Genomic DNA, 23,509 nt, shown 5'->3' with positions numbered 1-23,509 from the left:
TCGCCGGTTTGGAGCGGCCGCCCGGCCGCCCCTATCCTGAGACGCATGCTGATCGCCGCGGTGCTGTGCCTGTGCGCGGCCGTGGTGACCGCGGGCGTCGGCGCCTGGTCGCTGCGCCGCCCCCATTCGACCGACACCGTGCCGCGCGTGCTGCGCTCGGTGGCACCGATCCAGCTCGCGACGGCCGTCATGCTCGCCGCCGGTGGTGCCGCCGCGCTCGTGGCACCGCGCGGCACCGGGATGATGGTGCTGATGGTCTGCGTCATCGGGGCCGTCGGCACCTTCGCGGCCGGCTGCTACCAGGGCGCCAAGGCCGGGGTCGCCATGATGGCCCTCGACAATGCCCCCGCCGGGGACGGCTGTGCCGGCAGCTGCGCCAGTTGCACGCTGTCCTGCAGCTGATTTCGCCGGGTTAGTTCCGGCTCACATCTATCGGATGCGTCGCCAGCATCGCCATGGGCATCGGCTGACGCCGTAGCACCCGCGACCACAGATCCACCCGCGGTTCCACGAGGACGTCCGACGGCAGCGCCGACAGCACGATCCAGTCGTCGCGCTCGATCTCACCGTCGAGCTGACCCACCGACCACCCGGAGTAGCCGGCGTAGATCCGCACGCCCTCGACGGCGCCTTCGATGTCCTCGGGGTCGGCGTCCAGATCCACCATCGCGATGCGGCCCTGCACATGCCGCAGTCCGGGGACCGACGCGGCATCGACGCCGACCTTCATGGTCGCCAGGCACAGCGCGGAATCGCGTTTCACCGGACCGCCGATGAACATCGACTTGGGTTTCTTCGCGAGCTTCGCCCACTGCGGCAACACGTTGTAGACGGCCGTCTCGCTGGGCCGGTTCAGGACGACGCCAAGGGTGCCACCAGAGTTGTGCTCGACGATGTAGATGACGCTGCGCCGGAACGTCGGCTCCAGCAAATCGGTGTTGGCGAGCAGTAGCGTCCCCGCCCGAATCCCATGCGAGGCGGGTGCGAATTCCCGGTAATCCTCCGGTTCCTCTGACTGCGCCACGCCCTCCATCATGGCACTTGAGGGCCGTCGCCGTGACCAACGCACACGGCCCGCCGGGATATTTGTACTGTGGAGCGGGTCGCTTCAATCACGCCCGGCACTCTCAAATCAGGACACGAATATCCCAGTGACCGACCGCCGTCCCCACCACGTCGTCCTGCATGCGGTGCAGGCCCTGCCGGACTTCCGCCGGCTGCTGGAACTGCGTGCGGTCAGCCAGTTCGCCGACGGACTTTTCCAGGCCGGTCTGGTGGGCGGTCTGCTGTTCAGCCCGGAACGGCAGGCCACCCCCCTGGCCATCGCCGGGGCCTTCGCCGCGCTCTACCTGCCGTACTCACTGCTGGGTCCGTTCGCCGGCGCGTTGCTCGACCGCTGGGACCGCCGGCAGGTGCTCATCGTCGCCAACCTCGGCCGGCTGCTGGTGATGATCTGCGTCGGCGCGCTGCTGGCCACCGCCGCGACCGACCAGCGGATCCTGTTCGGCGCGTTGATCGTCAACGGCTTCACGCGCTTCGTCTCCTCCGGGCTGTCGGCGGCACTGCCGCATGTCGTGCCCACCGAACAAGTCGTGTCGATGAACTCGGTGGCCACCGCGTGCGGAGCCGTCTCGGCCTTCGCCGGCGCCAATGTGATGCTGCTGCCGCGCTGGCTTCTGGGTGCGGGCGACACCAGCTCGGCCGTGGTGATCTGGTTGGCGGCGGTCGCCGTCGCGGTGGCGCTGTGGCTGTCGGTGCGCTTCCACCGCCACCTCCTGGGTCCCGACGACAGCGCCCGCGCGGTCCACGGCTCGGTCACCTACGCCGTCATCACCGGCTGGGTCTACGGACTCCGGTCGGTCGCGAACGTGCCGACCGTGATGGCCACCCTGACCGGGCTGGCGGCCCACCGCATGGTGTTCGGCATCAACACCCTCATGGTGCTGGTGATCGTCCGGCACGGCGGCGGCGAACACGTCGCGGGGTTCGCGGTGACCGTCGTGTTCGTGGCCGCAGCGGGCCTCGGCTCGTTCCTGGGCAACGTCGTCATGCCGGCCGCGGTCCGACGCTGGGGTCGCTACTCGACCGCGAACGGGGCGCTCGCCATCGCGGCGGTGGTTCAGCTCGCCGGCGTCGGCCTGCAGATACCGGTGCTGATCGCCTGCAGTCTGGTGCTGGGCACGGCCGGGCAGGTGGTCAAGCTGTGCGCGGACTCGGCGATGCAGCTCGACGTCGACGACGCCCTTCGCGGCCACGTGTTCGCGGTCCAGGACGCGCTGTTCTGGATGGCGTTCATCGTCGCGATCACGGCGTCGGCGGCGGTGATCCCCGCGGACGGCAAGTCGTCGGCGCTGATGGCCGCCGGCGCCGTGGTCTATCTCGTGGGCCTAGCCCTGCACGCGACGCTGGGCAAGCGCGCCTAGCAGCTGCCCTGTGCGCTGATCGTCGTACCGCCGACGGCCTTGCCGCACTTGCTCGGAGCCACGGCCGCTGCGGCGGTGTGCCCTGAGACCGACACCGTGTGCGTGTGGTGATCCGATGCCGGGGCCCCGCTCAACCGGCGCAGGACCGACGCGTCCATGTCCGCCTCATCCGGCAGGTTCGCCCCGTTGGCCTGGGCGAAGTCGTACAGCTTCCCCGGGGTCCCGCCGAACACCTTGGGGCTGTTCAGCAACGTTTGATAGTCGCCATTGCTGCCGTGGGTCGGCGTCTCGTAGTTCGGCGTCCCGACGCGGTCGTGGTAGTACGTCCCCATCGCTGAGTTGTCGAGGGCCCGGTTCGCCGGCGTGCTCTGGTTGAAGACCCGGTCTCCCACCGCCTGTACCACCCGCAATTCGGGGGCCGGATTCTTCAGACCCGGTCGGCCAACCGCATCGCCGGATTCGGTGCTGTAACCGTGGGCGCCGGCCGAGCCCGCGGCCGGGGAGCCGACCACCAGTAACGCTCCGACCAAGGTGGCGCCGACAAGACCCGGCACTGAGGCACCGCGGCTGACTACTGACATTGTTCTGCCTTTCTCTACTACATCGACGGCATGGCGAAATCCGTGTGGAATCAAGGGAATACGTGCCGGTGACGCCGCTACCGGGCACGGGCATCGCGTTGGCGCAGGAGCGCTACTCAGCGACCTGCCGACGAACAGACGTTGGACGTCGGTCGCGGTACGCCCCCCGGACACAGGGATCGGGAGCGGTTGTTCTTGCCACCACCGCCGCCTTTCGCCGACCCGCCGGCACCCCCGCTGTCCGACGAACCACCGCTGTCGCTCGAACCACCGTGGTCATGTCCGGGATGCGCACCGGCCAGACCCATGGGCGCGGCGGCAAAAAAGCACACCGCCGCCAGACAACCACCGACGGCCACCCTGGCCTGCTTTGCCAGCCCGGTCGATCGCTTCATCACACTCCTGCACATCGATTCCTGCCTGCACGTCGAGGTGTTCGGTAAACAGCCTCGACGCCAGTACCTTTCGGCTCGGATAGTCGCGGCGGAACTCCAAAAAGTTCCCGAAACTGAGAAGTTCCTCTGTGGTCACTGTGCGAATGCTGTTTTGCCGGGCCGCATCCGCCGCCGGCCGACGAACCGTCACCGGCACACGCCCGCAGCAGAACCAGCGGTACCGTCTAGGGTGCTGCCATGGCCCCCAATGCTGCTGCCGGTGTGATCGCCGATCTGCGTGCCGAGAGTGACGACCTGGACCGGCTGGTCGCCGAGCTGCCCGCCGCCGGATGGGCCACTGCGACGCCGGCCGAGGGCTGGACGATCGCCCATCAGATCGCGCATCTGTGGTGGACCGACAAGGTGTCGGTGCTCGCGGTGACCGACGAGGAGGCCTTCGCCGCGACGCTCGCCGAGGCGTGGAAGAACCCGCTCGGCTTCGTCGACGTGGCGGCCGAAGAACTCGCGCAGACACCGCCGGCGGAGATGCTGGCACAGTGGCGCGCCACCCGGAACACGCTGCACGACGCGCTGGAGGGTGTCGCCGACGGCCGCAAGCTGCCGTGGTTCGGCCCGCCGATGAGCGCCGCATCCATGGCGAGCGCCCGGCTGATGGAGACCTGGGCGCACGGCGCGGACGTCGCCGACGCGCTCGGTGTCCGGCGCGAGCCGACGGTCCGGCTCAAGTCGATCGCGCACATCGGGGTCCGGACAAGGGATTTCGCGTTCACGCTGCACGAGCTCACGCCGCCGGCCGACGTGTTTCACGTGGAACTTGCCGCGCCCGACGGGTCCGTGTGGACCTGGGGTCCGGACGACGCCGCGCAGCGGGTCACCGGCTCGGCCGAGGACTTCTGTCTGCTGGTCACCCAGCGGCGGCCGCTGCGCGAACTCGACGTCAAGGCCGTCGGCGACGACGCCCAGAAATGGTTGACCATCGCGCAGGCCTTCGCCGGACCGCCCGGGGCGGGCCGGGACTAACCGCCCGCCGGTCCGGCCGAGTCGGCGGTGCCGTCACCATCAGAGTCGGACAGCCGCACATCCCACCGCCCGTCGCCGTCGGTGTCCGCGTAGGCCACCGGCCCGGCCAGCACCCGGTCGGCGAGTCCGTTGCCATCGGTGTCGATCAGCCGGTCATCGGCCGCGCCGTCGCCGTCGAAGTCGACGACCGCTCCCCCGCTCTGCTCGGTGCCGTCGAGCCCGAACCACCGCAGCCCCGAGCCCACCGCCCAGGTGCCCGAGCCGTCATCGGTGAACGTGTGCCGAGCACCCTCAACATCGACCACGGCATGGTCGGCACGGCCGTCCCCGTCGAAGTCGGCGAGCGCGTCGTCGAACAATCCGTCGCCGTCCACATCGAGCCGCACACCGTCCAGCGTGCCGTCACCGTCGGCATCCACCGCCGGCTCCCCCGGCCACCACGACGCCGACCCGTCCCCGTCACTCAGGCAATAGTCCATACCTGAATGGACGGCTGATCAGCCTCTGGCGTTCCACCATTTCTGCAATTCGGCGACGGCCTCGTCGTGCGACAGCGGCCCACGGTCCAGCCGGAGCTCCTTGAGGAACCGCCACGCCTCGCCGACCTGCGGCCCGGCCGGGATGCCCAGCAGCGTCATGATCTCGTTGCCGTCCAGGTCCGGGCGCACCCGCGCCAGATCCTCCTGCGCGGCCAGCTCCTCGATGCGCCGCTCGAGACCGTCGTAGTTGGCCTGCAACCGCGCCGCGCGCCGGCGGTTGCGGGTGGTGCAGTCGGCGCGCACCAGCTTGTGCAGCCGGCTCAGCAGGGGCCCGGCGTCGGTGACATACCGCCGCACCGCCGAGTCGGTCCACATGCCGGTGCCCTTGTCGTCGGCGTAGCCGTGGAACCGCAGGTGCAGGTACACCAGCTGCGACACGTCGTCGACCATCTGCTTCGAGTACTTCAGGGCGCGCATGCGCTTGCGCGTCATCTTGGCGCCGACCACCTCGTGGTGGTGGAAGCTGACGCCGCCGTCGGGCTCGTGGCGGCGGGTGTCGGGCTTGCCGATGTCGTGCAGCAGCGCGGCCCAGCGCAGGACCAGATCCGGGCCCTCGTCCTCGAGGTCGATCGCCTGCCGCAGCACCGTCAGCGAGTGGTGGTAGACGTCCTTGTGCTGGTGATGTTCGTCGATCGCCATCCGCATGGCGCCGACCTCGGGCAGCACGACGTCACCCAGCCCGGTCTGCACCATGAGATCCACGCCGGCCGTGGGGTCGGCGCCCAGCATCAGCTTGTCCAGCTCCGCGGCCACGCGCTCGGCGGTGATCCGGCCGAGCTGCGGCGCCATCTCGATGAGGGCCTCGAGAACCCGGGGCGCCACCGCGAACCCCAGCTGTGAGACGAAGCGGGCGGCCCGCAACATCCGCAGCGGATCGTCACCGAACGACACCTGCGACGCCGACGGGGTGTCGAGCACCCGGTCGGCGAGCGCGGTCAGCCCGCCCAGCGGATCGTGGAACTCACCGATGCCACCGGGCAGGTCCGGGTTGATCCGGACCGCCATCGCGTTCACGGTGAAGTCCCGGCGCACCAGGTCGTCCTCGAGCCGGTCGCCGAACACCACCTCGGGATTGCGGGACACCTGGTCGTAGCTGTCGGCGCGGAACGTGGTGATCTCGATGCGCTGGCCGTACTTGGCCGCCCCGATGGTCCCGAACTCGATCCCGGTGTCCCACAACGCTTCTGCCCAGCCGCGCAGCATCTTCTGCAACTCGGCCGGACGGGCGTCGGTGGTGAAGTCCAGGTCGTTCAGCTCGCGGCCCAGCAGCGCATCGCGCACACTGCCGCCCACCAGATACAGGTCATGACCCGCCGCCGCGAACACCCGGCCCAGGTCTACGAGCAAACCCGCATGCTTGTTCAGTGCGACCGCGGCAGCGGTCAGCAAAGTTGACGGGTCGCACGGCACGCTCTTGGGACTCCGCTCCGACCCGACCTCGGCGCTAGCTTCGTTCGACACGTCCGATGAGCCTAATGCGCCCACCCCGCGGTTTGGTACCGACCATCGCGGCACGGTCACAACTGGGCCACTGACCGGCGAGTGGGGACAGAGCGCCCAACCTGAGCAGCTACTATCGCTTGGGTGTCGGAAGGCGAGCGTGCCAAACCACGACGACGCCGCGGGCGACGTCGCGGTCGACGCTCGGCAGGTCCGCCCAGCGACAGCACCCAGGCCACCGACACCGATTCGGCGGCGCCCCCGCGCAACAACACCACTCAAGCGGCTCCGGCCGCCGCTACCACCACCCCGGCTGCCCGCAAGTCGAACAACGACCGGCTGCGCACCGTCCACGAGACCTCGGCCGGCGGGCTGGTGATCGACGGGCTCGACGGCCCCAAAGACACCCAGAAGGCCGCGCTCATCGGCCGCATCGACCGCCGCGGCCGCATGCTGTGGTCACTGCCCAAGGGGCACATCGAACTCGGCGAGACGGCCGAACAGACCGCCATCCGTGAGGTCGCCGAGGAGACGGGACTGCAGGGCAGTGTGCTGGCCGCGCTCGGCAGCATCGACTACTGGTTCGTGACCGAGGGCCGGCGCGTGCACAAGACAGTGCACCATTACCTGATGCGATTCCTGGGCGGCGAACTCTCCGACGACGACGTCGAGGTCACCGAAGTGGCGTGGGTGCCGCTGCGGGAGCTGCCGTCCCGCCTCGCCTACGCCGACGAGCGCAAGCTCGCCGAGGTGGCCGGCGAACTCATCGACAAACTGCACACCGATGGTCCGGGCGCCCTGCCGCCGCTGCCGCGCACCGCGCCGCGCCGCCGGCCACAGACCCATTCCCGTACGCGGAACCATCGCACCGACGACTCCGCCCATACCCAGCCCGGCCGCCGCGCGAACGGCTGCGGACCCGGGACGTGAGCGTCAGCCGAGTGCTGTCGGGGCCGGCCACGACAGCACTCCTGCGCGTCCTCGCTGTCACCGTCCTGCTGCTACTGCTCACCGCCCCGGTGACGCCACTTTCGTCGGCCGGGGAACCCGGCGGGACGACGTTCCTGCAGCTGCGCATCGACCACGTCACCCCCGACGTCGTCACCACCACCAGTGAGCCGGTGGTGACCGTCACCGGCACCGTCACCAATGTCGGTGACCGGCCGGTGCACGACGTCATGGTGCGGCTCGAGCATGCGGCCGCGGTGACGTCGTCGTCCGCGCTGCGGACGACCCTGGCCGGCGAACCTGTGGACTTCTCGGCCGTCGGCGACTTCACCACGGTGTCGCAGGACCTCGCGCGCGGGCAGAGCGTGCCGTTCCGGCTCGCGTACCCGGTGCGCTCGACCGACCATCCCGCCATCGGCATCGACCGTCCGGGCGTGTACCCCCTGCTGGTCAACGTCAACGGGACGCCCGACTACGGGTCGGCCGCGCGGCTGGACGACGCCCGCTTCCTGCTGCCGGTACTCGGCGTGCCCGCCACCCCGGCCACCGCCGGCGGCAGCGGTGGTCAGCAGCCGATCGACGCCGTCGTGCCACCCGACACGGCGCACCCCGTCGCGCTGACGCTGCTGTGGCCACTGGCCGACCGTCCACACCTGGCGGCCGGCGTCCCCGGACGCACCGAACCGGCACGCCTCGCCGACGACGATCTCGCGGCCTCCCTGGCCAACGGCGGCCGCCTGGACACCCTGCTGGCCGCGGCGGACTTCGCCACCAACGACCAGGTGGATCCCGGCGGCCTCATGCGCGGCGCGATGTGTCTGGCCGTCGACCCCGACCTGCTGATCACCGTCAACGCGATGAGCGGCGGCTACGTCGTGTCCGACGACCCGGCGGCCGGTCTGAACTCGCCCACCCACCCCGGCACCGGACAGCAGGCCGCGACCGAATGGCTGAACCGGCTGCGCGAGCTGGCCCAGCGGGTGTGCGTCACCCCGACCGTGTACGCCCAGGCCGACCTGCGGGCGCTGCAACGCGTCGGCGACGGCGTGCTGAGCGCCACCGCGACCACCGACGCGGGACCGATCGTCAACCAACTGCTCGGCGTCCAGTCCCTGCGCGGCGCCACCGTCGTGGGTGACGGGCCGCTCACCGGCCCGGCGGTGCGGCTGCTGTCCGCGCAGCCCGAACCGACCGTCGCTATCGCGGCCGCCCCCATCACCGCCGACGAGGCCGCGAATCCCGCCGACACCGCGCCCCGCCGCTACAGCGACAAGGTCACCGTGGCGCCGTTCGACCCATGCGTCGCCGCGGCCCTGGCCGGCGCCGGCCGGACCCCGATCTCGCCCGGGTACCTGGACACCTCGCTGCATGTGCCGCTCAACCACGACTCCCCGGTGGCACGCCGACAGGACGCCATCGCCTCGGTGCTGTGGCGTGGCCTGCAACCCGACGCACAACCGCGCAACCAGATCCTGATGCCGCCGCTGGCGTGGGACGTGACACCCGACGATGCCCAGGCGATCCTGACGTCGGTGGCCACGGCCGTACATTCCGGGCTGGCCGTCGCCCGCCCGATGCCCGCGGTGATCGCCGACGCGCAGGCACTGCCGCCGACGCCGTCGGCCACCCCGCCGGACAACGGCACCGGCAACCCCAAGGCCCGCTACGGCGACGGCATCACCAGTCAGATCTCGACCACCATGGAGCGCATCTGGGGCCTGACCGCCGCCCTGACCGTCAACACCCAGACGGGACTGACCGGCGATCAGTACACGGCGCCGCTGCGGGAGGACATGCTGCGGGCGCTGACCCAGTCGGTGCCGCCGAGTGTCCGCGAGGCCCTGGCCCAACAGCGCATCACCACCACGCAGCGCACCATGACCGACCTGTTCCACGGCGTGACCGTCGTCAACCCCGGCGGTTCGTACACGCTGGCCACCGAGCGCAGTCCCCTCCCCCTGGCCCTGCGCAACGACCTGCCCGTGCCGATCCGGGTGCGGCTGGTCATCGACGCGCCACCCGGCATGACCGTGACCGACATGGGTGAGATCGAACTGCCGCCGGGTTACCTACCGCTGCGGGTGCCGATCGAGGTGCACTTCACCCAGCGCGTCGCGGTCGATGTCGCCCTGCGCACCGCCAACGGGCTGACGCTCGGGGAACCGGTGCGGTTGTCGGTGCACTCCAACGCGTACGGCAAGGTGCTGTTCTTCATCACGCTGTCCGCCGGCGCGGTCCTGTTCCTGCTGGCCGGCCGACGGCTGTGGCACCGGTTCCGCGGTCAGCCCGACCGTGCCGATCTGGACCGCCCGCACCACACCCGGCCCATCCGGCCCGATCCGCTCGACACCGCCATCGCCCACGCCCCGGAGGACTCATGAGCGCGCCGCGAACCCCCCGTGGCGAGGCCCCCGCCGCCACGTCTCCCCGGCGCGCCGAACTGTCCGACGCCGCCGTCGTCTCCCGGTCCTGGGGCATGGCCGTCGCCACCCTCGTCAGCCGCATCACCGGCTTCCTACGCATCGTGCTGCTCGCCGCGATTCTCGGTGCGGCGCTGTCGAGTTCGTTCACGGTCGCCAACCAGCTGCCGAACATGGTGGCCGCGCTGGTGCTGGAGGCGACGTTCACCGCGATCTTCGTGCCGGTGCTGGCGCGCGCCGAGCGCGACGACGCCGACGGTGGCACCGCGTTCGTGCGGCGCCTGGTCACCTTGGCCACCGCACTGCTGCTGGTGACGACGGTGTTGTCGGTCGCGGCGGCACCGCTGCTGGTGCGCCTGATGCTCGGCAGCGACCCGCAGGTGAACCAGCCGCTCACCAGGGCCTTCGCGTATCTGCTTCTGCCACAGATCATCTTCTACGGGTTGACCTCGGTCTACATGGCAATCCTGAACAACCGCAACGTCTTCGGGCCGCCGGCCTGGGCGCCGGTGATCAACAACGTGGTCGCGATCATCACGCTCGGTGTGTATGTGCTTGTCCCGGGCGAACTCTCGATCGATCCCGTCGAGATGGGCAACGCCAAACTGCTGGTGCTCGGCATCGGCACGACCCTCGGCGTCGTGGCCCAGGCCGGGGTGCTGCTGTACGCCCTGCACCGGCACCACGTCGACCTCCGGCCACTGTGGGGCATCGACGAGCGGCTCAAGAAGTTCGGGACCATGGCCGTGGCCATGATGCTGTACGTCCTGATCAGCCAGATCGGACTGATCGTCGGCAACGAGATCGCCAGCCACGCAGCCGCATCCGGCCCCGCGATCTACAACTACGCCTGGCTGCTGCTGCAGTTGCCGTTCGGCATCATCGGCGTGACGGTGCTGACCGTCGTGATGCCGCGGCTGTCCCGCAACGCCGCCGCGAACGACACCCCCGCGGTGCTCGCCGACTTCTCGCTGGCCACCCGGCTGACCATGGTGACGCTCATCCCGATCGTCGCCTTCATGACCGTCGGCGGCCCCGCGATCGGCAGCGCCCTGTTCGCGTACGGCAACTTCGGGGCCACCGACGCCGGCTACCTCGGCATGGCCATCACCCTGTCGGCGTTCACCCTGATCCCGTATTCCATGGTGCTGCTGGAACTTCGGGTGTTCTACGCGCGCGAACAGCCGTGGATCCCGATCGTCCTGATCGTCGTGATCACCGTGGTGAAGATCGTCGGCTCGCTGATCGTCCCCCACCTGACCGACGATCGCGAACTCGTGGCCGGCTACCTGGGCCTGGCCAACGGGCTGGGCTTCCTGGCCGGCGCGACCGTCGGCTACGTGCTGCTGCGGTCGGCGCTGCGGCCGCCGGGCGGCCGGATGATCGAGCTGCCGGTGATCCGGACCATCCTGGTGACCATCTGCGCCTCGCTCGGCGCCGGCCTGCTCGCCTACCTGGCCGACAAGCTGCTGGGCTTCGCCCGGCTGACCGAGCACGGCGGCGCGGGCGGATCGTTGCTGCGGCTGGTTTTGCTCGGCCTGATCATGCTGCCGGTGATCGTGGCGGTGCTGGTCGCCGCCAAGGTGCCGGAGGCCCAGGCAGGCATCGCATTCGTACAGCGCCGACTGGGCCGCGGTACCCCCGCGCCGACCCCGGCAGTCCAGGTCAGCTCTGCTGTACCGGACTCCGCGAGAGCCGGGTTCCCGTACCCTGGACACGGCAATTCACCTCCGGTACCACGGCGGCAGGATGCGGCCGCCACCCCAGGGGCAAACCCGAAAGGTGGTACCACGGGCGGGCTTCGGAAAGGATTTGCGGTGACCGACGCACCCGCGGACCAGGGATCCGCCCCCACGCCGGATACCTCAGGCGGCGACGATGTCGCTTTGCGGGCCGGCGCGGTCGTCGCCGACGGCCGGTACCGGCTGCTCGTCTTCCACGGCGGACCACCCGATCTGCAGTTCTGGCACGCACTCGACATCGCGCTCGATCGCCAGGTGGCGCTGACGTTCGTCGACGCCGATGCCGAGCTGCCCGAGTCGATGGTCCAGGAAATCCTCACCCGGACAAGCAAACTGAGCCATATCGAAGGACCCGGGCTGGCCCGGATCCTGGACGTCACCCGGCTGGGCCATGGTGGCCTGGTGGTCAGCGAATGGATCCGCGGCGGCTCGCTCGCCGAAGTCGCGGCCACCGATCCGTCCCCGATGGGCGGGGCCCGCGCCATCCAGTCCCTGGCGTCGACGGCCGAGTCCGCGCACCGGGCCGGCGTCGCACTGTCTGTCGACCATCCGGGCCGGATCCGGGTCAGCATCGAGGGCGACGTAGTACTCGCCTTCCCCGGCACGCTGCCGTCGGCCACGCCCGAGGACGACATCCGCGGCATCGGCGCCACCTTGTACGCGCTGCTGATCAACCGGTGGCCGCTGCCCGAGGCCGGTGCCCTCAGCGGCATGCTGCCCGCGACGCAGAACAGCGCCGGCCAGCCCGTCGAACCGCGCTCGATCGACGGCACCATCCCGTTCCAGATCTCCGCCGCGGCGGCGCGCGCCGTCCAGGACGGTGGCGGAATCCGTTCGGCCCCAACGCTGTTGAACCTGCTTCAGCAAGCGACCACCGTCGCCGAGACCACCGAACTGCTGGAGCCCATCGACGGCTCGGCGGTCCTCGACGAAGCCGATGCCGAAGCCATCGAAGCCGCCGCCAAGCGGCGCCGGGCCCTGATGATCGGGGTGGGCGTCGGCGGCGCGATTCTGGTGGTGGCCCTGCTGGTGCTGGCGTCGGTGCTCAAGGGCATCTTCGGCGACGTCGGCGGCGGCCTGGACAAGCAGCAACTCGGCCTCAACAGTCAGCATCCGACCTCCAGCGGCGCCCCGACGCCCGGCAATGTGGTGAAACCCGTTGGTGTTACGGTGTTCTCGCCCGGCGGCGGCGCCGACTCGCCGGAGACCGCGGGCAAGGCCATCACCGGCGCCGCCGGCGACGCCTGGTCCACCGACGTCTACACCGATCCGGCCCCGTTCCCCAGCTTCAAGAACGGCGTCGGCCTCATGCTGAACCTGCCCCAGGCGACTACCGTCGCGTCGGTCAGCCTGAACCTGACCAGCACCGGCACCGCGGTCCAGATCCGGTCGGCCCAGACGGCCACCCCGTCCTCCTTGGACGCCACGACCGTCCTGACGCAGCCGGCGACCATGAAGCCCGGGACCAACACCATCACGATCTCGGGCGCGCAGCCGACACAGCATCTGCTGATCTGGATCTCCACGCTGGGGACCGTCGACGGCAAGAGCAAGACCGACATCTCCAACGTGGTCGTCAAGGCCGCCGGCTAAGTTATCCACAGGCCCTGACCTGCCATCTGTGCAGGTCAGGGTGATTCCGGTCAATTCGCGTCAGGTGTGTTCCGAGACCCGACTTATGGTTCGGAAGTGGGGAGTTTCGGGGCGCCACAGACGGACGCATCAGACGCAGAATTGCTCGCGGCACACATCGCCGGTGAGCGGTACGCGTTCGAGGAGTTGTTCTATCGGCACCGCCACCAGCTGTACCGGCTGGCCCGCCTGACGAGTCACGATCCGCAGGACGCCCTGGATGCCCTGCAGGACGCGCTGTTCAAAGCCCACCGCCACGCGCCGCGGTTCCGGCACGACAGTTCGGTCCACAGCTGGCTCTGCCGCATCGTGGTGAACTCCTGCCTGGATCGGCTGCGCCACAACAAGTTTCACCGCACCGAAGAGCTCAGCGACGCCACCTGCCAGACCGCGGACCCCGCGCGGCGCATCGAGACGACCATCGTCATCGAACGGGCACTGCTGCGGCTGCCGGTCGAACAGCGGGCGGCGGTGGTCGCCGTCGACATGCAGGGCTACTCGGTCGCCGAGACCGCCGCGATGCTGGGTATCGCCGAAGGCACCGTCAAGAGCCGCTGCTCACGGGCCCGCGCGAAACTCGCTCAGTCACTGGCACATCTCGCCGACTGACACGGCCGAACCGCATCCGACGCCAGCCGGATTAGGCTTCGGCAGGTGGACGACGACCAGGCCGATCAGTCCGTCTCCCTCGAGCAGCTCGCCGACCTGCAGGCCGGGCTGCTCGACGACGCCACGGCCGCCCGGTTGCGCCGGCGCATCCGCGACGATCCGGCACTCGCCCGTCGCTACGCCGAGCTCGAACAGGTGCGTCGCGATCTGCACGACCTGGCCGACGACACCACCGCGAGTGACCTGCCCCCGGAAGCCACCGCGCGCATCGGGTCCGCCCTGCGCAACGCCGCTCCCCCGCCGGCACGGCACACCGTCGTCCCCGGTCGCTCGGCCGGCCACGGTGCGCGGAGCGCACGTCCCGCTGTTGTCGCCGCCGCCGCGACGGGTGTGATCGCGGTCGGCATCGGCGCCGTCGTGGTGTTGAGCGGATCCGACGAACCGGCCCGTATCTCGGCCGGCCCCAAGGCAGCGTCACTGACGGTGCAGCGTCAGGCCGGGATGCCCTGGCCCGACCGGCAGATCCTGGGCCTGCGCACCCGGCCACCCGAGCTGGGGACGCTCGCCGCACCGGAGCGCCTGCGCTCCTGCCTGGCGGGCCTCGGTTACGCCCCCACGACGGCTGTCCTCGGCGCCGCCACCCTGACCATGCACGACCGCGCCCAGGTGCTCCTGCTGCTCCCGAAGGCCGATGGCGGCGCCGTGATGGCCCTGGTGGTGTCTCCCCGCTGCAACGAGGCCGACGCCGGCCTGATCGCCGACGCCGTCATCCCCGATGCTGCGGGGCCACCGACACAACCGGGCCGCTGAGCGCCCCCGGAGCCCGCCAAACGGCCGGGAACACCGGCACTTACCCTGGTGTTATAGGCGTACCGACTCTGGCAGCAGGCCAACCAGGTATGAGCCTGACCAGAGCCAGATGAAAGGCGGCCATGACCACCCAAGACACCGTGCACGACGTGATCATCATCGGCTCGGGGCCGGCCGGCTACACCGCTGCGGTGTACACGGCTCGTGCCCAGCTCAAGCCGCTGGTTTTCGAGGGTGTCCAGTTCGGCGGCGCTTTGATGACCACCACCGAGGTGGAGAACTACCCGGGCTTCAAGGAGGGCATCACCGGCCCCGAGCTCATGGAGGAGATGCGCGAGCAGGCGCTGCGGTTCGGCGCCGACCTGCGCATGGAGGACGTCGAGGCGGTTTCCCTCGACGGCCCCATCAAGACCGTGACGGTCGACGGTGAGACCCACCAGGCCCGCGCCGTCATCCTCGCCATGGGCGCGGCTGCCCGTCACCTCGGTGTGCCGGGTGAGCAGGAGCTGATCGGGCAGGGCGTGAGCACGTGTGCCACGTGTGACGGTTTCTTCTTCCGCGACCAGGACATCGCCGTCATCGGCGGCGGCGACTCCGCCATGGAGGAGGCGACGTTCCTGACGCGCTTCGCCCGCTCGGTGACCCTGATCCACCGCCGCGACGAGTTCCGCGCCTCGCGGATCATGCTCGAGCGCGCCCAGGCCAACGAGAAGATCACCTTCGTCACCAATACCGAAGTTGTTGCGGTGGAGGGCGATTCGAAGGTCAGCGGGCTGCTGCTGCGCAACACCGCCACCGGCGAGGAGAGCAAGCTTCCGGTCACCGGCGTGTTCGTCGCCATCGGCCACGACCCGCGGTCGGGGCTGGTGCGCGACCTCGTCGATCTCGATGACGAGGGCTACGTACAGGTCAAGGGGCGCACCACCAGCACGTCGCTGGACGGCGTGTTCGCCGCCGGCGATCTGGTCGACCACACCTACCGGCAGGCCATCACCGCGGCCGGCAGCGGCTGCGCGGCGGCCATCGACGCCGAACGCTGGCTGGCCGAGCACCACGGCTGATCGTCCTTCCCCCACAGAGTTCACCCGAGAGGAGCAGTACATGAGCGAGGGCAGCGCAACGCTGACCGTCACCGACGGTTCGTTCGACACCGACGTCATCAAGAGCGGCACCCCGGTGCTGGTCGACTTCTGGGCGACCTGGTGCGGACCGTGCAAGATGATCGCCCCGGTGCTCGAGGAACTGGCCGGCGAGAAGGCGGGCGAGCTGACGGTCGCCAAGCTCGACGTCGACGCCAACCCCGAGACGGCCCGCAGCTTCAACGTCGTCTCGATCCCGACCCTGATCCTGTTCAAGGACGGCGAGCCGGTGAAGCGCATCGTCGGGGCCAAGGGCAAGGCCGCCCTGCTGCGCGAAATCGCCGACGAACTCTGATCGCGGCAGCGGCTGCGCACCCGCCGGATTCGGCGGGGCGCACCGCTGCTGCCTGTGAAGTTGCGGAATCCTGAGGAGCGTCTGCGACAATGGGTGCAGGCGTCCCGCCAGTGCGCTAGCTGTCCGCCCGCCTGGCGTCCGTGATTGAAAGGCCAGGAATGTCGATACTGCGTCGCGGTGACCGGGGAGGTTCGGTCACCGAGATTCGGGCCGCACTGGCCGCCCTGGGACTGCTGGACAGTCCCGACGCGGATCTCACCACCGGCAAGCACGTCGCTCTCGACCTCTTCGACGAAGAACTCGATCAGGCCGTGCGTGCCTTCCAGCAGCAGCGTGGGCTGCTCGTCGACGGCATGGTCGGCGAAGCCACGTACCGCGCGCTGAAAGAGGCCTCGTACCGGCTGGGGGCGCGCACGCTCTCGCACCAGTTCGGTGCCCCGATGTACGGCGACGACGTCGCCACCCTGCAGGCCCGGCTGCAGGATCTCGGTTTCTACACCGGTCTCGTCGATGGTCATTTCGGCTTGCAGACCCACAACGGCCTGATGTCGTACCAGCGTGAGTACGGCATGTTCCCCGACGGCATCTGCGGTCCGGAGACGTTGCGCTCGCTGTACTTCCTCGGTTCGCGGGTGACGGGCGGTTCGCCGCACGCCATCCGCGAAGAGGAACTCGTGCGGCGCAGCGGCCCCCGCCTGACCGGAAAGCGGATCATCATCGATCCGGGCCGCGGCGGTGACGATCGCGGGCTCATCATGACCAGCCGCTCCGGCCCGGTCAGTGAGGCCGACGTCCTGTGGGATCTGGCCAGCCGGCTGGAAGGCCGCATGACGGCCATCGGCATGGACACGTTCCTGTCGCGCCCCGTCAGCGGCAGCCCGTCCGACGCCGAGCGGGCCGCGACGGCCAACGCCGTCGGTGCCGATCTGATGATCAGCCTCCGGTGCGCCAGCCTGCCCAGCCCGGCCGCCAACGGCGTCGCCTCGTTCTACTTCGGTAACTCGCACGGTTCGGTGTCCACCATCGGCCGCAACCTCGCCGACTTCATCCAGCGGGAAGTCGTGGCGCGCAGCGGTTTCCGCGACTGCCGGACCCACGGACGGACCTGGGATCTGCTGCGGCTGACCCGGATGCCCACGGTGCAGGTCGACATCGGCTATGTGAGCAGCCCACACGACCGTGAGCTGCTGACCTCTCCCGGCCACCGCGACTCCATCGCCGAAGGCATCCTCGCTGCCGTGAAGCGGCTGTACCTGTTGGGCAAGAACGACCGTCCCACAGGCACTTTCACGTTCGCCGAGCTGCTGGCGCACGAGATGTCGGTGGAGCAGGCCGGCCAGGCCGGCGCGTAGTTTCACTCGTCCCCGCCGCGAGTGTGCGGTGAGATCGCCCAAATCCGTTGTGCAGCGCGCTGTTTGCACGTTCGCGGCGCCGCCGGGTGAAGGCTGGTTGAATCAGTCGGTATGAGTCGCCACGCCGCGGTCCTCGTGACGGGCATGTCCGGGGTCGGTAAGTCGACGGCACTCGTCGGCCTTGCCCAGCGGGGTTATGCCACCGTCGACACCGACGACGGTGCGTGGATCGACGTCGTCGACGGCGAGCCGCTCTGGCGTGAGTCCCTGATCGACGAGCTGCTGAACCGCCGACGCGACGGGCCGTTGTTCGTCCAGGGCACCGTGGCCAACCAGTGGCGCTTCTACAACCGCTTCGACGCGGTCGTACTCCTCACCGCCCCAACCGATGTCGTGTTGGACAGGGTGCAGCGCCGCACGAACAACCCCTTCGGCAAGAGTGTCGACGAGCGCGCCCGGATCCTGGCCGACATCGCCGAGGTCGAACCCCTGTTGCGGCGGTCGGCCACCCACGAGATCGACACGACCCGGCCACTGCCGAAGGTGATCGACGCCCTGATCGATATCGCCGAGGCGGCGCGGTAATGCCATGCATCACGCGTGCCGTCCCGCCTCCCTCGGCTCACGCGGCGCCGAACTCCTTATCCCCCATCGCGTCCCGTGGGGCCGCCACTGACGCCTCATGGCCCGCCTGGTGGACCAGGAAGCAGATGGCACCCAAAGGGTCCCGGATCGACTCCGCGGCGCCCTAGGAGTCTGCTGAAAAGTCCGCGTGGCGGAAGGCGGGTTGGTCGGTGGTATCTGGGATCCTTGGTGGGTGCAGGGTCGCTCTGATGATCAGCGTGAGTTGTTGGATGCCGAATCGGTGGCCGGGCATCTTCTGAAGCCCGACAGTGTGTTTGCGTTCCTGGCGGCCCATCGCCACGAGTTGTTTCCCGAGGAGATGTTCGCGGATCTGTTTCCGTCGCGGCGGGGCCGGCCCAGTGTGCCGGCCGAGGTGATGGCCTCGGTGATCGTGTTGCAGGCGTTGCATGGGCTCTCGGACAACGAGACCGTGGATGCGGTCACCTTCGATCTGCGGTGGAAAGCCGCGTGCGGGCTGCCGGTCACCGCACCGGCATTTCACTCCACCACCTTGACCTATTGGCGGCGCCGGCTGGCGGCCTCGGATCGACCGAACCGGATTTTCGAGGCCGTGCGCACCGTGGTCGCGCAGACCGCGGTGTTGGCAGGCAAGACCCGGCGGGCGCTCGATTCCACGGTCCTCGACGACGCGGTGGCCACCCAGGACACCGTGACCCAGCTGATCGCCGCGATCCGGCGAGTCCGGCGTGAGGTCCCCGGCGCCGCCGAGGTCATCGAAACCCAGTGCACGGCACACAATTACGATGATCCGGGTAAACCAGCGATCGCCTGGAACGACAAGGCTGCCCGTGATCAGCTCATCGATGCCCTGGTCGGCGACGCCCACCGGGTTCTGGGGCATCTGCCCGAACAGGAACTGGGGCCACGCGCCGCCGAAGCGGTGGCGCTGTTGGCGTTGATCGCCGGCCAGGATGTCGAACCGGCTGAGGGTTCTGATGGCACCGACGGGCACTGGCGCATCGCCCACAAGGTCGCCCCGGACCGGGTCGTCTCGACGGTGGATCCTGAGGCCCGGCACGCTCATAAGACGGTGCATCGGCGCCAGGACGGTTTCAAGGCCCACATCGCGATCGAACCCGATACCGGGATCATCACCGACTGCGCGCTGACCAAAGCCAGCGGCCCCGATAACCACGAAGCGGTCGTCGGGCTGGGATTGCTTGCCGATGAGGATGCCCCGGTGCGGGTGCTCGGTGATTCGGCCTACGGCACCGGCGCAGCCCGGGCAGAGTTGGCCGAGCGCAAGCATGTTGCGGTGATCAAACCGCTGCCGTTGCGTGCCGCGGTGCCCGGTGGGTTCACCATCGATGACTTCGCCGTCGACTTCACCGCGCGGACGGTGACCTGCCCCGCCGGCCATACTGTCGGTATCGCGCCTCGTGGTGGTGTGAAGTTCGGAAAATACTGTGGCGCTTGCCCTTTGATGACCAAGTGCACGACGGCCAAACGGGGACGACAGCTGACCGTCTCTGAGCACGAACCGCTGATGCGTGCCGCCCGCCGCCAAGCCCACGACCCCGATTGGCAGGACGAGTACCGCCGGCACCGGCCCATGGTGGAACGCTCCATCGCCTGGCTGGCCCGCGGCAACCGCAAAGTCCGCTACCGCGGAACCCTCAAAAACGACCACTGGCTGCACCACCGCGCCGCCGCATTGAATCTTCGACGGCTGATCGCCCTGGGCCTTGGCCACAACGGCACCACCTGGGCCATCGCCTAACAGCAGGTGACCAACCTCTTGCCACCCCAGGCAACCGATGCCACAGTCGATGGTGGCGGGGTGATCTCGCATCTGTCGACCTCCGGGCCTGACTTCACCCACGCGCCACCGAGCGCTTGAGACGCCCCGCCCCAAACCCCACTAATTCAGCAGACTCCTAGAGCCGGGCTGCCCCGCGGTTGAAGGGCAAGTGCGGCATGGCGTCACGTGACGCTTGTTCCGGTTGGTCCTGGGTCATCGTGATTCGGGCCCCACTGGCGGGTGTTCCGACTTGGAAATCCCCCGATATCGCTCACCGGAATTGGTTCTCCCGATCACAACCACCGTCGGGCCAACACCGCCACCGGTGACGCGCACCCGATACCGATCAGCGCGAGCACTGTCAGCGATGCCACCGCGTCTGAGGCCACGAGCTGCGCTCCCGCCCAGGCGCCGGAGAAGATCCCGACTTGAAACGCCAGCACGTACAGATAGGACGCGAATGCGGCGTTGGGGCAACGCTTGATGAGGATCGTCTGCATCGCCGGCGCCCAACACGCAAAGGCCGCTCCCCACAACAGAACTGCCGCGACGAACAACCCCCGCGAGCCAGTCAGGCTCAGCGTCGCGAATGCAATCAACAGACCCGTCAGGGCCGCGACCACGACAGCGTAGCGGTGTCGGTCGAGCAATCGTCCGGCGACGACGACCGCAGTCAGCGCGGCACCGCCATAGCCCAGGAGCAGAACCGGGCGGCCGGCCGCCGGGATCCCGATGTCGCCGGCCAACACCGTGATGAAAGAATACGGCGCATAGGCGGCGGTCACCACCAGCAGCGTCAGTACGCAGACCGCCGCGACAGTGTGCGGCTCCCAGGATCGGCCGGCGGCCGGCGCCGCCATGGTACGACCGATATGGCGGGGAACCAGGACCGCAATCGCCGCCGCCAAGATCAAGGCAAGCGCCGCCAGCACCAGAGACGCGGCTCTCCACCCGATGAGTAGGGAAAGCTGCGTGGTAAGCGGCGATCCCGCAGCCAACCCCAGCGCTGCCCCGACGAACACCAGCGCGGTCGCCTGCCCCGCACGGCCGGCCGGTGCGAGGGCACTGGCAAGCACCGGCGCCAGGGACCACACCGAACCATGCAAAACCGCGCCGACGACCCGGGCGAAGACCGCCCACCCGGGCGTCGGAGCGACGGCCAGCAGCAGTTGCGACAACGACAGCGAAGCCAAGGCGGCGGTGAGCATGACGCGATGCTCGACGCGACGGGTCGCCAAAGCCACCGGGATGATTGCCGCACCAGCAGCCACCGCGTACACACCCACCAGCAGGCCAGCAGCGGGCACTGTCGTGTGCAGTCCGTCGGCGATCTGCGGGACGACGCCGACCGGAAACATCTCCGCGGCGAGGTAGACGAAGGCGGCGGCAGACAGTACGGCCACCCGCCAGTGCCACCCGTCCGTCACAGGTTGTGCGCCAGCAGAAACGTCCGGATATCGGAGATCCATGTCCGCCCCTCGTCCGGTGTGAAGATGTGACCCGCGTCTGGATATTCCATCAGGACTGAGCCAGGAATGCCCGCTGCCAGAGCGCGAGTGGAGGACGGCTGCACGATGCGGTCCCCACCCGCCGCCACGACCAACGTCGGGATCACGACCTCCGCGAGACGGTCACGGAGGTCGATTTCGGCGGCCAGTGCAGCCTGCTGCGGACTGCCGACCGGAATGCTCGCACGGACGTTGGCCACGATGTCGTCGAGATTGCCGGTCTCGTCGAACGCCGACGGCGACGACACTGTTGTCAGGAACCGCGCCAGGATGTCGCGGTCGTGTGCGGCCAGATAGCGCCAGACATCGACAACCAACCGCAACTGCGGATCGGCGTGTGCGAAGCCCACAGTCAGGACCAAGGCGCTGACGGTCTCGGGATGACGGAGTGCCGCCGTGATGGCAACCGCGGAGCCCAGCGATAGCCCGAGTATGGGGAATCGGTCGAAGCCGGCCGCCCGCCCGGCGTCAACGATCGCGTCAGCCAGATCGTCGACGCGGTAGGAATTCGCGGTCAAGGGACTGCCTCCCGAACCCGGATAGTCCACGCCGATCAACGTTCGCTCGCCGGCCATCTCGTCCATGAGTTGGCTGAAATTCAGCGCGACGCAGCCCCCTGCTCCATGCGCGAGAAGCAGGGCGGGACCGGAGCCGACGCGGGTGACCGTCAGCGTGGAAAGCAGGGAATCGTTGGGCATGCGGCGAAGTTAAACCCTGACATCAGCGTCAAGGTCAACCCAAGAGGAGCTCGCGTGCGGATCGGTGAAGAAGCGGCGGCAACCGGCAGTTCGGTCAGGTCGCTGCGCTACTACGAGGCTCAGGGTCTCATTGCACCGCAACGCCGGTCCAACGGTTACCGCGACTACCCCGCCGACACCGTGGAAGATGTGCGCCGGACCCGGATGCTGATCGACACCGGTTTCGGCGTACGCACCATTCGACAGTTACTGCCCTGCATCGACGGCAGCACGGTCGACATGTGCCCGGCCATCGCCGCCGCCATCAGGCAGACACTGGCCGAGATGGATACCCGCATCGGCGACCTGAATCTCCGCCGCGCACGCATCGTCCAACTGCTGGACGGCCAGTAGGCCGCTCGGTGTGAATGCGTCGGGGTGCTGCATTCGGCTCTCCTCCCCTGCCCGACCTCCGCACCGCGCTACTGGGGCGATGCGGAGGTCGCTCGCGTCGAGGACGTGCGGGCTGCCTTCACGCACGGGTGTTCGGTGCTGCGGGCCCCGCTGACTTCCGTCGGCTTGGCCGATGTTTCACGTGGAACCGCCGCATCAGCTCCGCGGCGGAGTTAACCGTTCGACGGCTTCTGCGATCGCCGCCGCCATCGCCGGGCTACCGGTGTGGCCTGAGTCCTCGATGATTCTGAGCTCGGCGCCAGGCCATGCCTGAGCCAGTTCCCAGGCCGTCCGGACGGGCGCTGACAGGTCGAGGCGACCGTGGATCAGCACGCCGGGTATGCCGTCCAATCGATGCGCATCCCGCAGCAGTTGGCCATCCTCCAACCACGCCGTGTGCGCGAAGTAGTGCGTGCAGATCCGGACGAAGGCCATACGGTCGGCGTCGATCTTGGCCGAGTACTGGCCGGGCTTCCCCAACGTCTCGTGGGCGATCGCGGCGTCCTCCCACGCACACCAGTCCCGCGCCGCCTGCTCACGCACGGCGGGATCGGGATGCTCCATCAACCGGCGATAGGCCTCGACGAGATTCCCGTCCCGATCCGCTTCGGGCACGCCGTCACGGAACCGCTGCCACTCGGCGGGGCGCACCAGCCGGAGACCGCGGTACAACCAGTCCACCTCCTGCGGCCGCGTCATCGTCACGCCGATCAGCACGACCCCGGTCACGCGATCCGGATGCCGCTGCGCGTAGGCGAGGATCAACGTCGACGCCCACGAGCCGCCGTACAGCAGCCACCGATCGATCCCCAGATGACGACGAAGCGCTTCCATGTCGGCGAGCAGATGCGCGGTCGTATTGCACGACATGTCGGTCGACGGATCCGCGGCGCTGGGCACGCTGTCGCCGCATCCGCGTTGATCGAAGAGCACGATGCGGAACAGTTCGGGCTCGAACTGCTTATGAGCGCGGCGGGACCTACCGGCGCCTGGGCCGCCGTGAACGATGAGGACCGGCGCACCCGCGGGGTTGCCGTGGGTCTCCCAGTACATCCGGTTGCCGTCACCGACGTCGAGCAGCCCGCAGTCGCCGGGCATCGGCGGGACGTCAGCCACGCGTGTTCACCGTGGAGGCCCGCT

21 protein-coding genes are annotated in these 23,509 nt (G+C 69.1%); 14 read left to right on the top strand and 7 right to left on the bottom strand.

Features of this window, described 5'->3' with window-relative positions; all coding sequences use genetic code 11:
• Positions 1-45 precede the first annotated feature (45 nt).
• Complete coding sequence (locus G6N46_RS18195) at positions 46-402, top strand: hypothetical protein (RefSeq protein WP_133428083.1); 357 nt, start codon at positions 46-48, stop codon at positions 400-402.
• Between the two features lie 10 nt (positions 403-412).
• Here the strand turns inward: G6N46_RS18195 and G6N46_RS18190 are convergent, their stop codons facing one another.
• Positions 413-1,033, bottom strand: coding sequence for a YqgE/AlgH family protein (locus G6N46_RS18190; protein WP_456093948.1), 621 nt, complete (start codon positions 1,031-1,033; stop codon positions 413-415).
• 118 nt (positions 1,034-1,151) lie between these two features.
• Here G6N46_RS18190 and G6N46_RS18185 point away from each other — a divergent pair, with 118 nt between their 5' ends.
• Complete coding sequence (locus G6N46_RS18185; RefSeq protein ID WP_138251316.1) at positions 1,152-2,423, top strand: MFS transporter; 1,272 nt, start codon at positions 1,152-1,154, stop codon at positions 2,421-2,423.
• Here the strand turns inward: G6N46_RS18185 and G6N46_RS18180 are convergent.
• The gene (locus G6N46_RS18180; protein WP_131808642.1) at positions 2,420-2,977 is read right to left on the bottom strand and encodes a hypothetical protein; all 558 of its coding nucleotides are present in this window, start codon (positions 2,975-2,977) and stop codon (positions 2,420-2,422) included. The two genes, G6N46_RS18185 and G6N46_RS18180, sit on opposite strands and share 4 nt — an antisense overlap.
• A gap of 659 nt (positions 2,978-3,636) precedes the next feature.
• Here G6N46_RS18180 and G6N46_RS18175 point away from each other — a divergent pair.
• Positions 3,637-4,419 carry a TIGR03084 family metal-binding protein gene (locus G6N46_RS18175; RefSeq protein WP_138251317.1) on the top strand — a complete coding sequence of 261 codons (783 nt, stop codon included), beginning with the start codon at positions 3,637-3,639 and terminating at the stop codon, positions 4,417-4,419.
• Here G6N46_RS18175 and G6N46_RS18170 read toward each other — a convergent pair.
• A complete protein-coding gene (locus G6N46_RS18170) occupies positions 4,416-4,898 on the bottom strand; it encodes a hypothetical protein (RefSeq protein ID WP_061006400.1) in 483 nt (160 codons plus the stop codon). The genes G6N46_RS18175 and G6N46_RS18170 overlap by 4 nt on opposite strands.
• Before the next feature lie 18 nt (positions 4,899-4,916).
• Positions 4,917-6,368, bottom strand: a complete 1,452-nt coding sequence (locus tag G6N46_RS18165) for a CCA tRNA nucleotidyltransferase (protein ID WP_138251326.1) — start codon at positions 6,366-6,368, stop codon at positions 4,917-4,919.
• A 174-nt stretch (positions 6,369-6,542) separates the two neighbouring features.
• On the opposite strand from G6N46_RS18165, the gene G6N46_RS18160 reads away from it, so the two are divergent.
• The 10 genes from G6N46_RS18160 (at position 6,543) to G6N46_RS18115 (ending at position 19,710) form a co-directional block, all read left to right on the top strand.
• A complete protein-coding gene (locus G6N46_RS18160) occupies positions 6,543-7,328 on the top strand; it encodes an NUDIX hydrolase (protein WP_138251318.1) in 786 nt (261 codons plus the stop codon).
• Positions 7,325-9,727, top strand: coding sequence for a hypothetical protein (locus tag G6N46_RS18155; protein WP_234880831.1), 2,403 nt, complete (start codon positions 7,325-7,327; stop codon positions 9,725-9,727). Before G6N46_RS18160 ends, G6N46_RS18155 begins: the two co-directional genes overlap by 4 nt.
• On the top strand, positions 9,724-13,101 hold the full coding sequence (gene murJ / locus G6N46_RS18150) for a murein biosynthesis integral membrane protein MurJ (RefSeq protein WP_179967690.1): 3,378 nt from the start codon (positions 9,724-9,726) through the stop codon (positions 13,099-13,101). Before G6N46_RS18155 ends, murJ begins: the two co-directional genes overlap by 4 nt.
• A 96-nt stretch (positions 13,102-13,197) precedes the next feature.
• On the top strand, positions 13,198-13,749 hold the full coding sequence (gene sigM / locus G6N46_RS18145) for an RNA polymerase sigma factor SigM (protein ID WP_138251319.1): 552 nt from the start codon (positions 13,198-13,200) through the stop codon (positions 13,747-13,749).
• 45 nt (positions 13,750-13,794) lie between these two features.
• On the top strand, positions 13,795-14,559 hold the full coding sequence (locus tag G6N46_RS18140) for an RsmA family anti-sigma factor (protein WP_138251320.1): 765 nt from the start codon (positions 13,795-13,797) through the stop codon (positions 14,557-14,559).
• 122 nt (positions 14,560-14,681) lie between these two features.
• Positions 14,682-15,620: a thioredoxin-disulfide reductase gene (gene trxB, locus G6N46_RS18135; protein WP_061006396.1), complete on the top strand. Its 939-nt coding sequence runs from the start codon at positions 14,682-14,684 to the stop codon at positions 15,618-15,620.
• A 40-nt stretch (positions 15,621-15,660) separates the two neighbouring features.
• Entirely contained in the window at positions 15,661-15,993 is a 333-nt protein-coding gene (gene trxA / locus G6N46_RS18130) for a thioredoxin (protein ID WP_133428075.1), read from the top strand.
• 158 nt (positions 15,994-16,151) lie between these two features.
• Entirely contained in the window at positions 16,152-17,345 is a 1,194-nt protein-coding gene (locus tag G6N46_RS18125) for an N-acetylmuramoyl-L-alanine amidase (protein ID WP_061006394.1), read from the top strand.
• Positions 17,346-17,456: 111 nt separating this feature from the next.
• Complete coding sequence (locus tag G6N46_RS18120) at positions 17,457-17,930, top strand: shikimate kinase (RefSeq protein WP_138251321.1); 474 nt, start codon at positions 17,457-17,459, stop codon at positions 17,928-17,930.
• A 232-nt stretch (positions 17,931-18,162) separates the two neighbouring features.
• Positions 18,163-19,710: an IS1182 family transposase gene (locus tag G6N46_RS18115; RefSeq protein WP_138251208.1), complete on the top strand. Its 1,548-nt coding sequence runs from the start codon at positions 18,163-18,165 to the stop codon at positions 19,708-19,710.
• A 314-nt stretch (positions 19,711-20,024) separates the two neighbouring features.
• On the opposite strand, the gene G6N46_RS18110 is transcribed toward G6N46_RS18115, so the two are convergent.
• Together G6N46_RS18110 and G6N46_RS18105 are read right to left on the bottom strand one after the other, a co-directional pair.
• Positions 20,025-21,134 (bottom strand): MFS transporter, encoded by a 1,110-nt coding sequence (locus G6N46_RS18110; RefSeq protein WP_163692859.1) that lies wholly within the window; start codon positions 21,132-21,134, stop codon positions 20,025-20,027.
• 20 nt (positions 21,135-21,154) lie between these two features.
• On the bottom strand, positions 21,155-21,937 hold the full coding sequence (locus G6N46_RS18105) for an alpha/beta fold hydrolase (protein WP_138247518.1): 783 nt from the start codon (positions 21,935-21,937) through the stop codon (positions 21,155-21,157).
• Between the two features lie 54 nt (positions 21,938-21,991).
• Between G6N46_RS18105 and G6N46_RS18100 the strand changes: the two genes are divergently transcribed.
• Complete coding sequence (locus G6N46_RS18100) at positions 21,992-22,330, top strand: MerR family transcriptional regulator (protein WP_138247519.1); 339 nt, start codon at positions 21,992-21,994, stop codon at positions 22,328-22,330.
• A 195-nt stretch (positions 22,331-22,525) separates the two neighbouring features.
• On the opposite strand, the gene pip is transcribed toward G6N46_RS18100, so the two are convergent.
• Entirely contained in the window at positions 22,526-23,467 is a 942-nt protein-coding gene (gene pip / locus G6N46_RS18095) for a prolyl aminopeptidase (protein ID WP_138247534.1), read from the bottom strand.
• Positions 23,468-23,509: the final 42 nt, after the last annotated feature.

Source organism: Mycolicibacterium phocaicum (assembly GCF_010731115.1).
Lineage (GTDB): Bacteria > Actinomycetota > Actinomycetes > Mycobacteriales > Mycobacteriaceae > Mycobacterium > Mycobacterium phocaicum.
The sequence above is the reverse complement of the archived record's forward strand: the minus strand, read 5'-3'. Positions and strand labels throughout refer to the sequence as shown.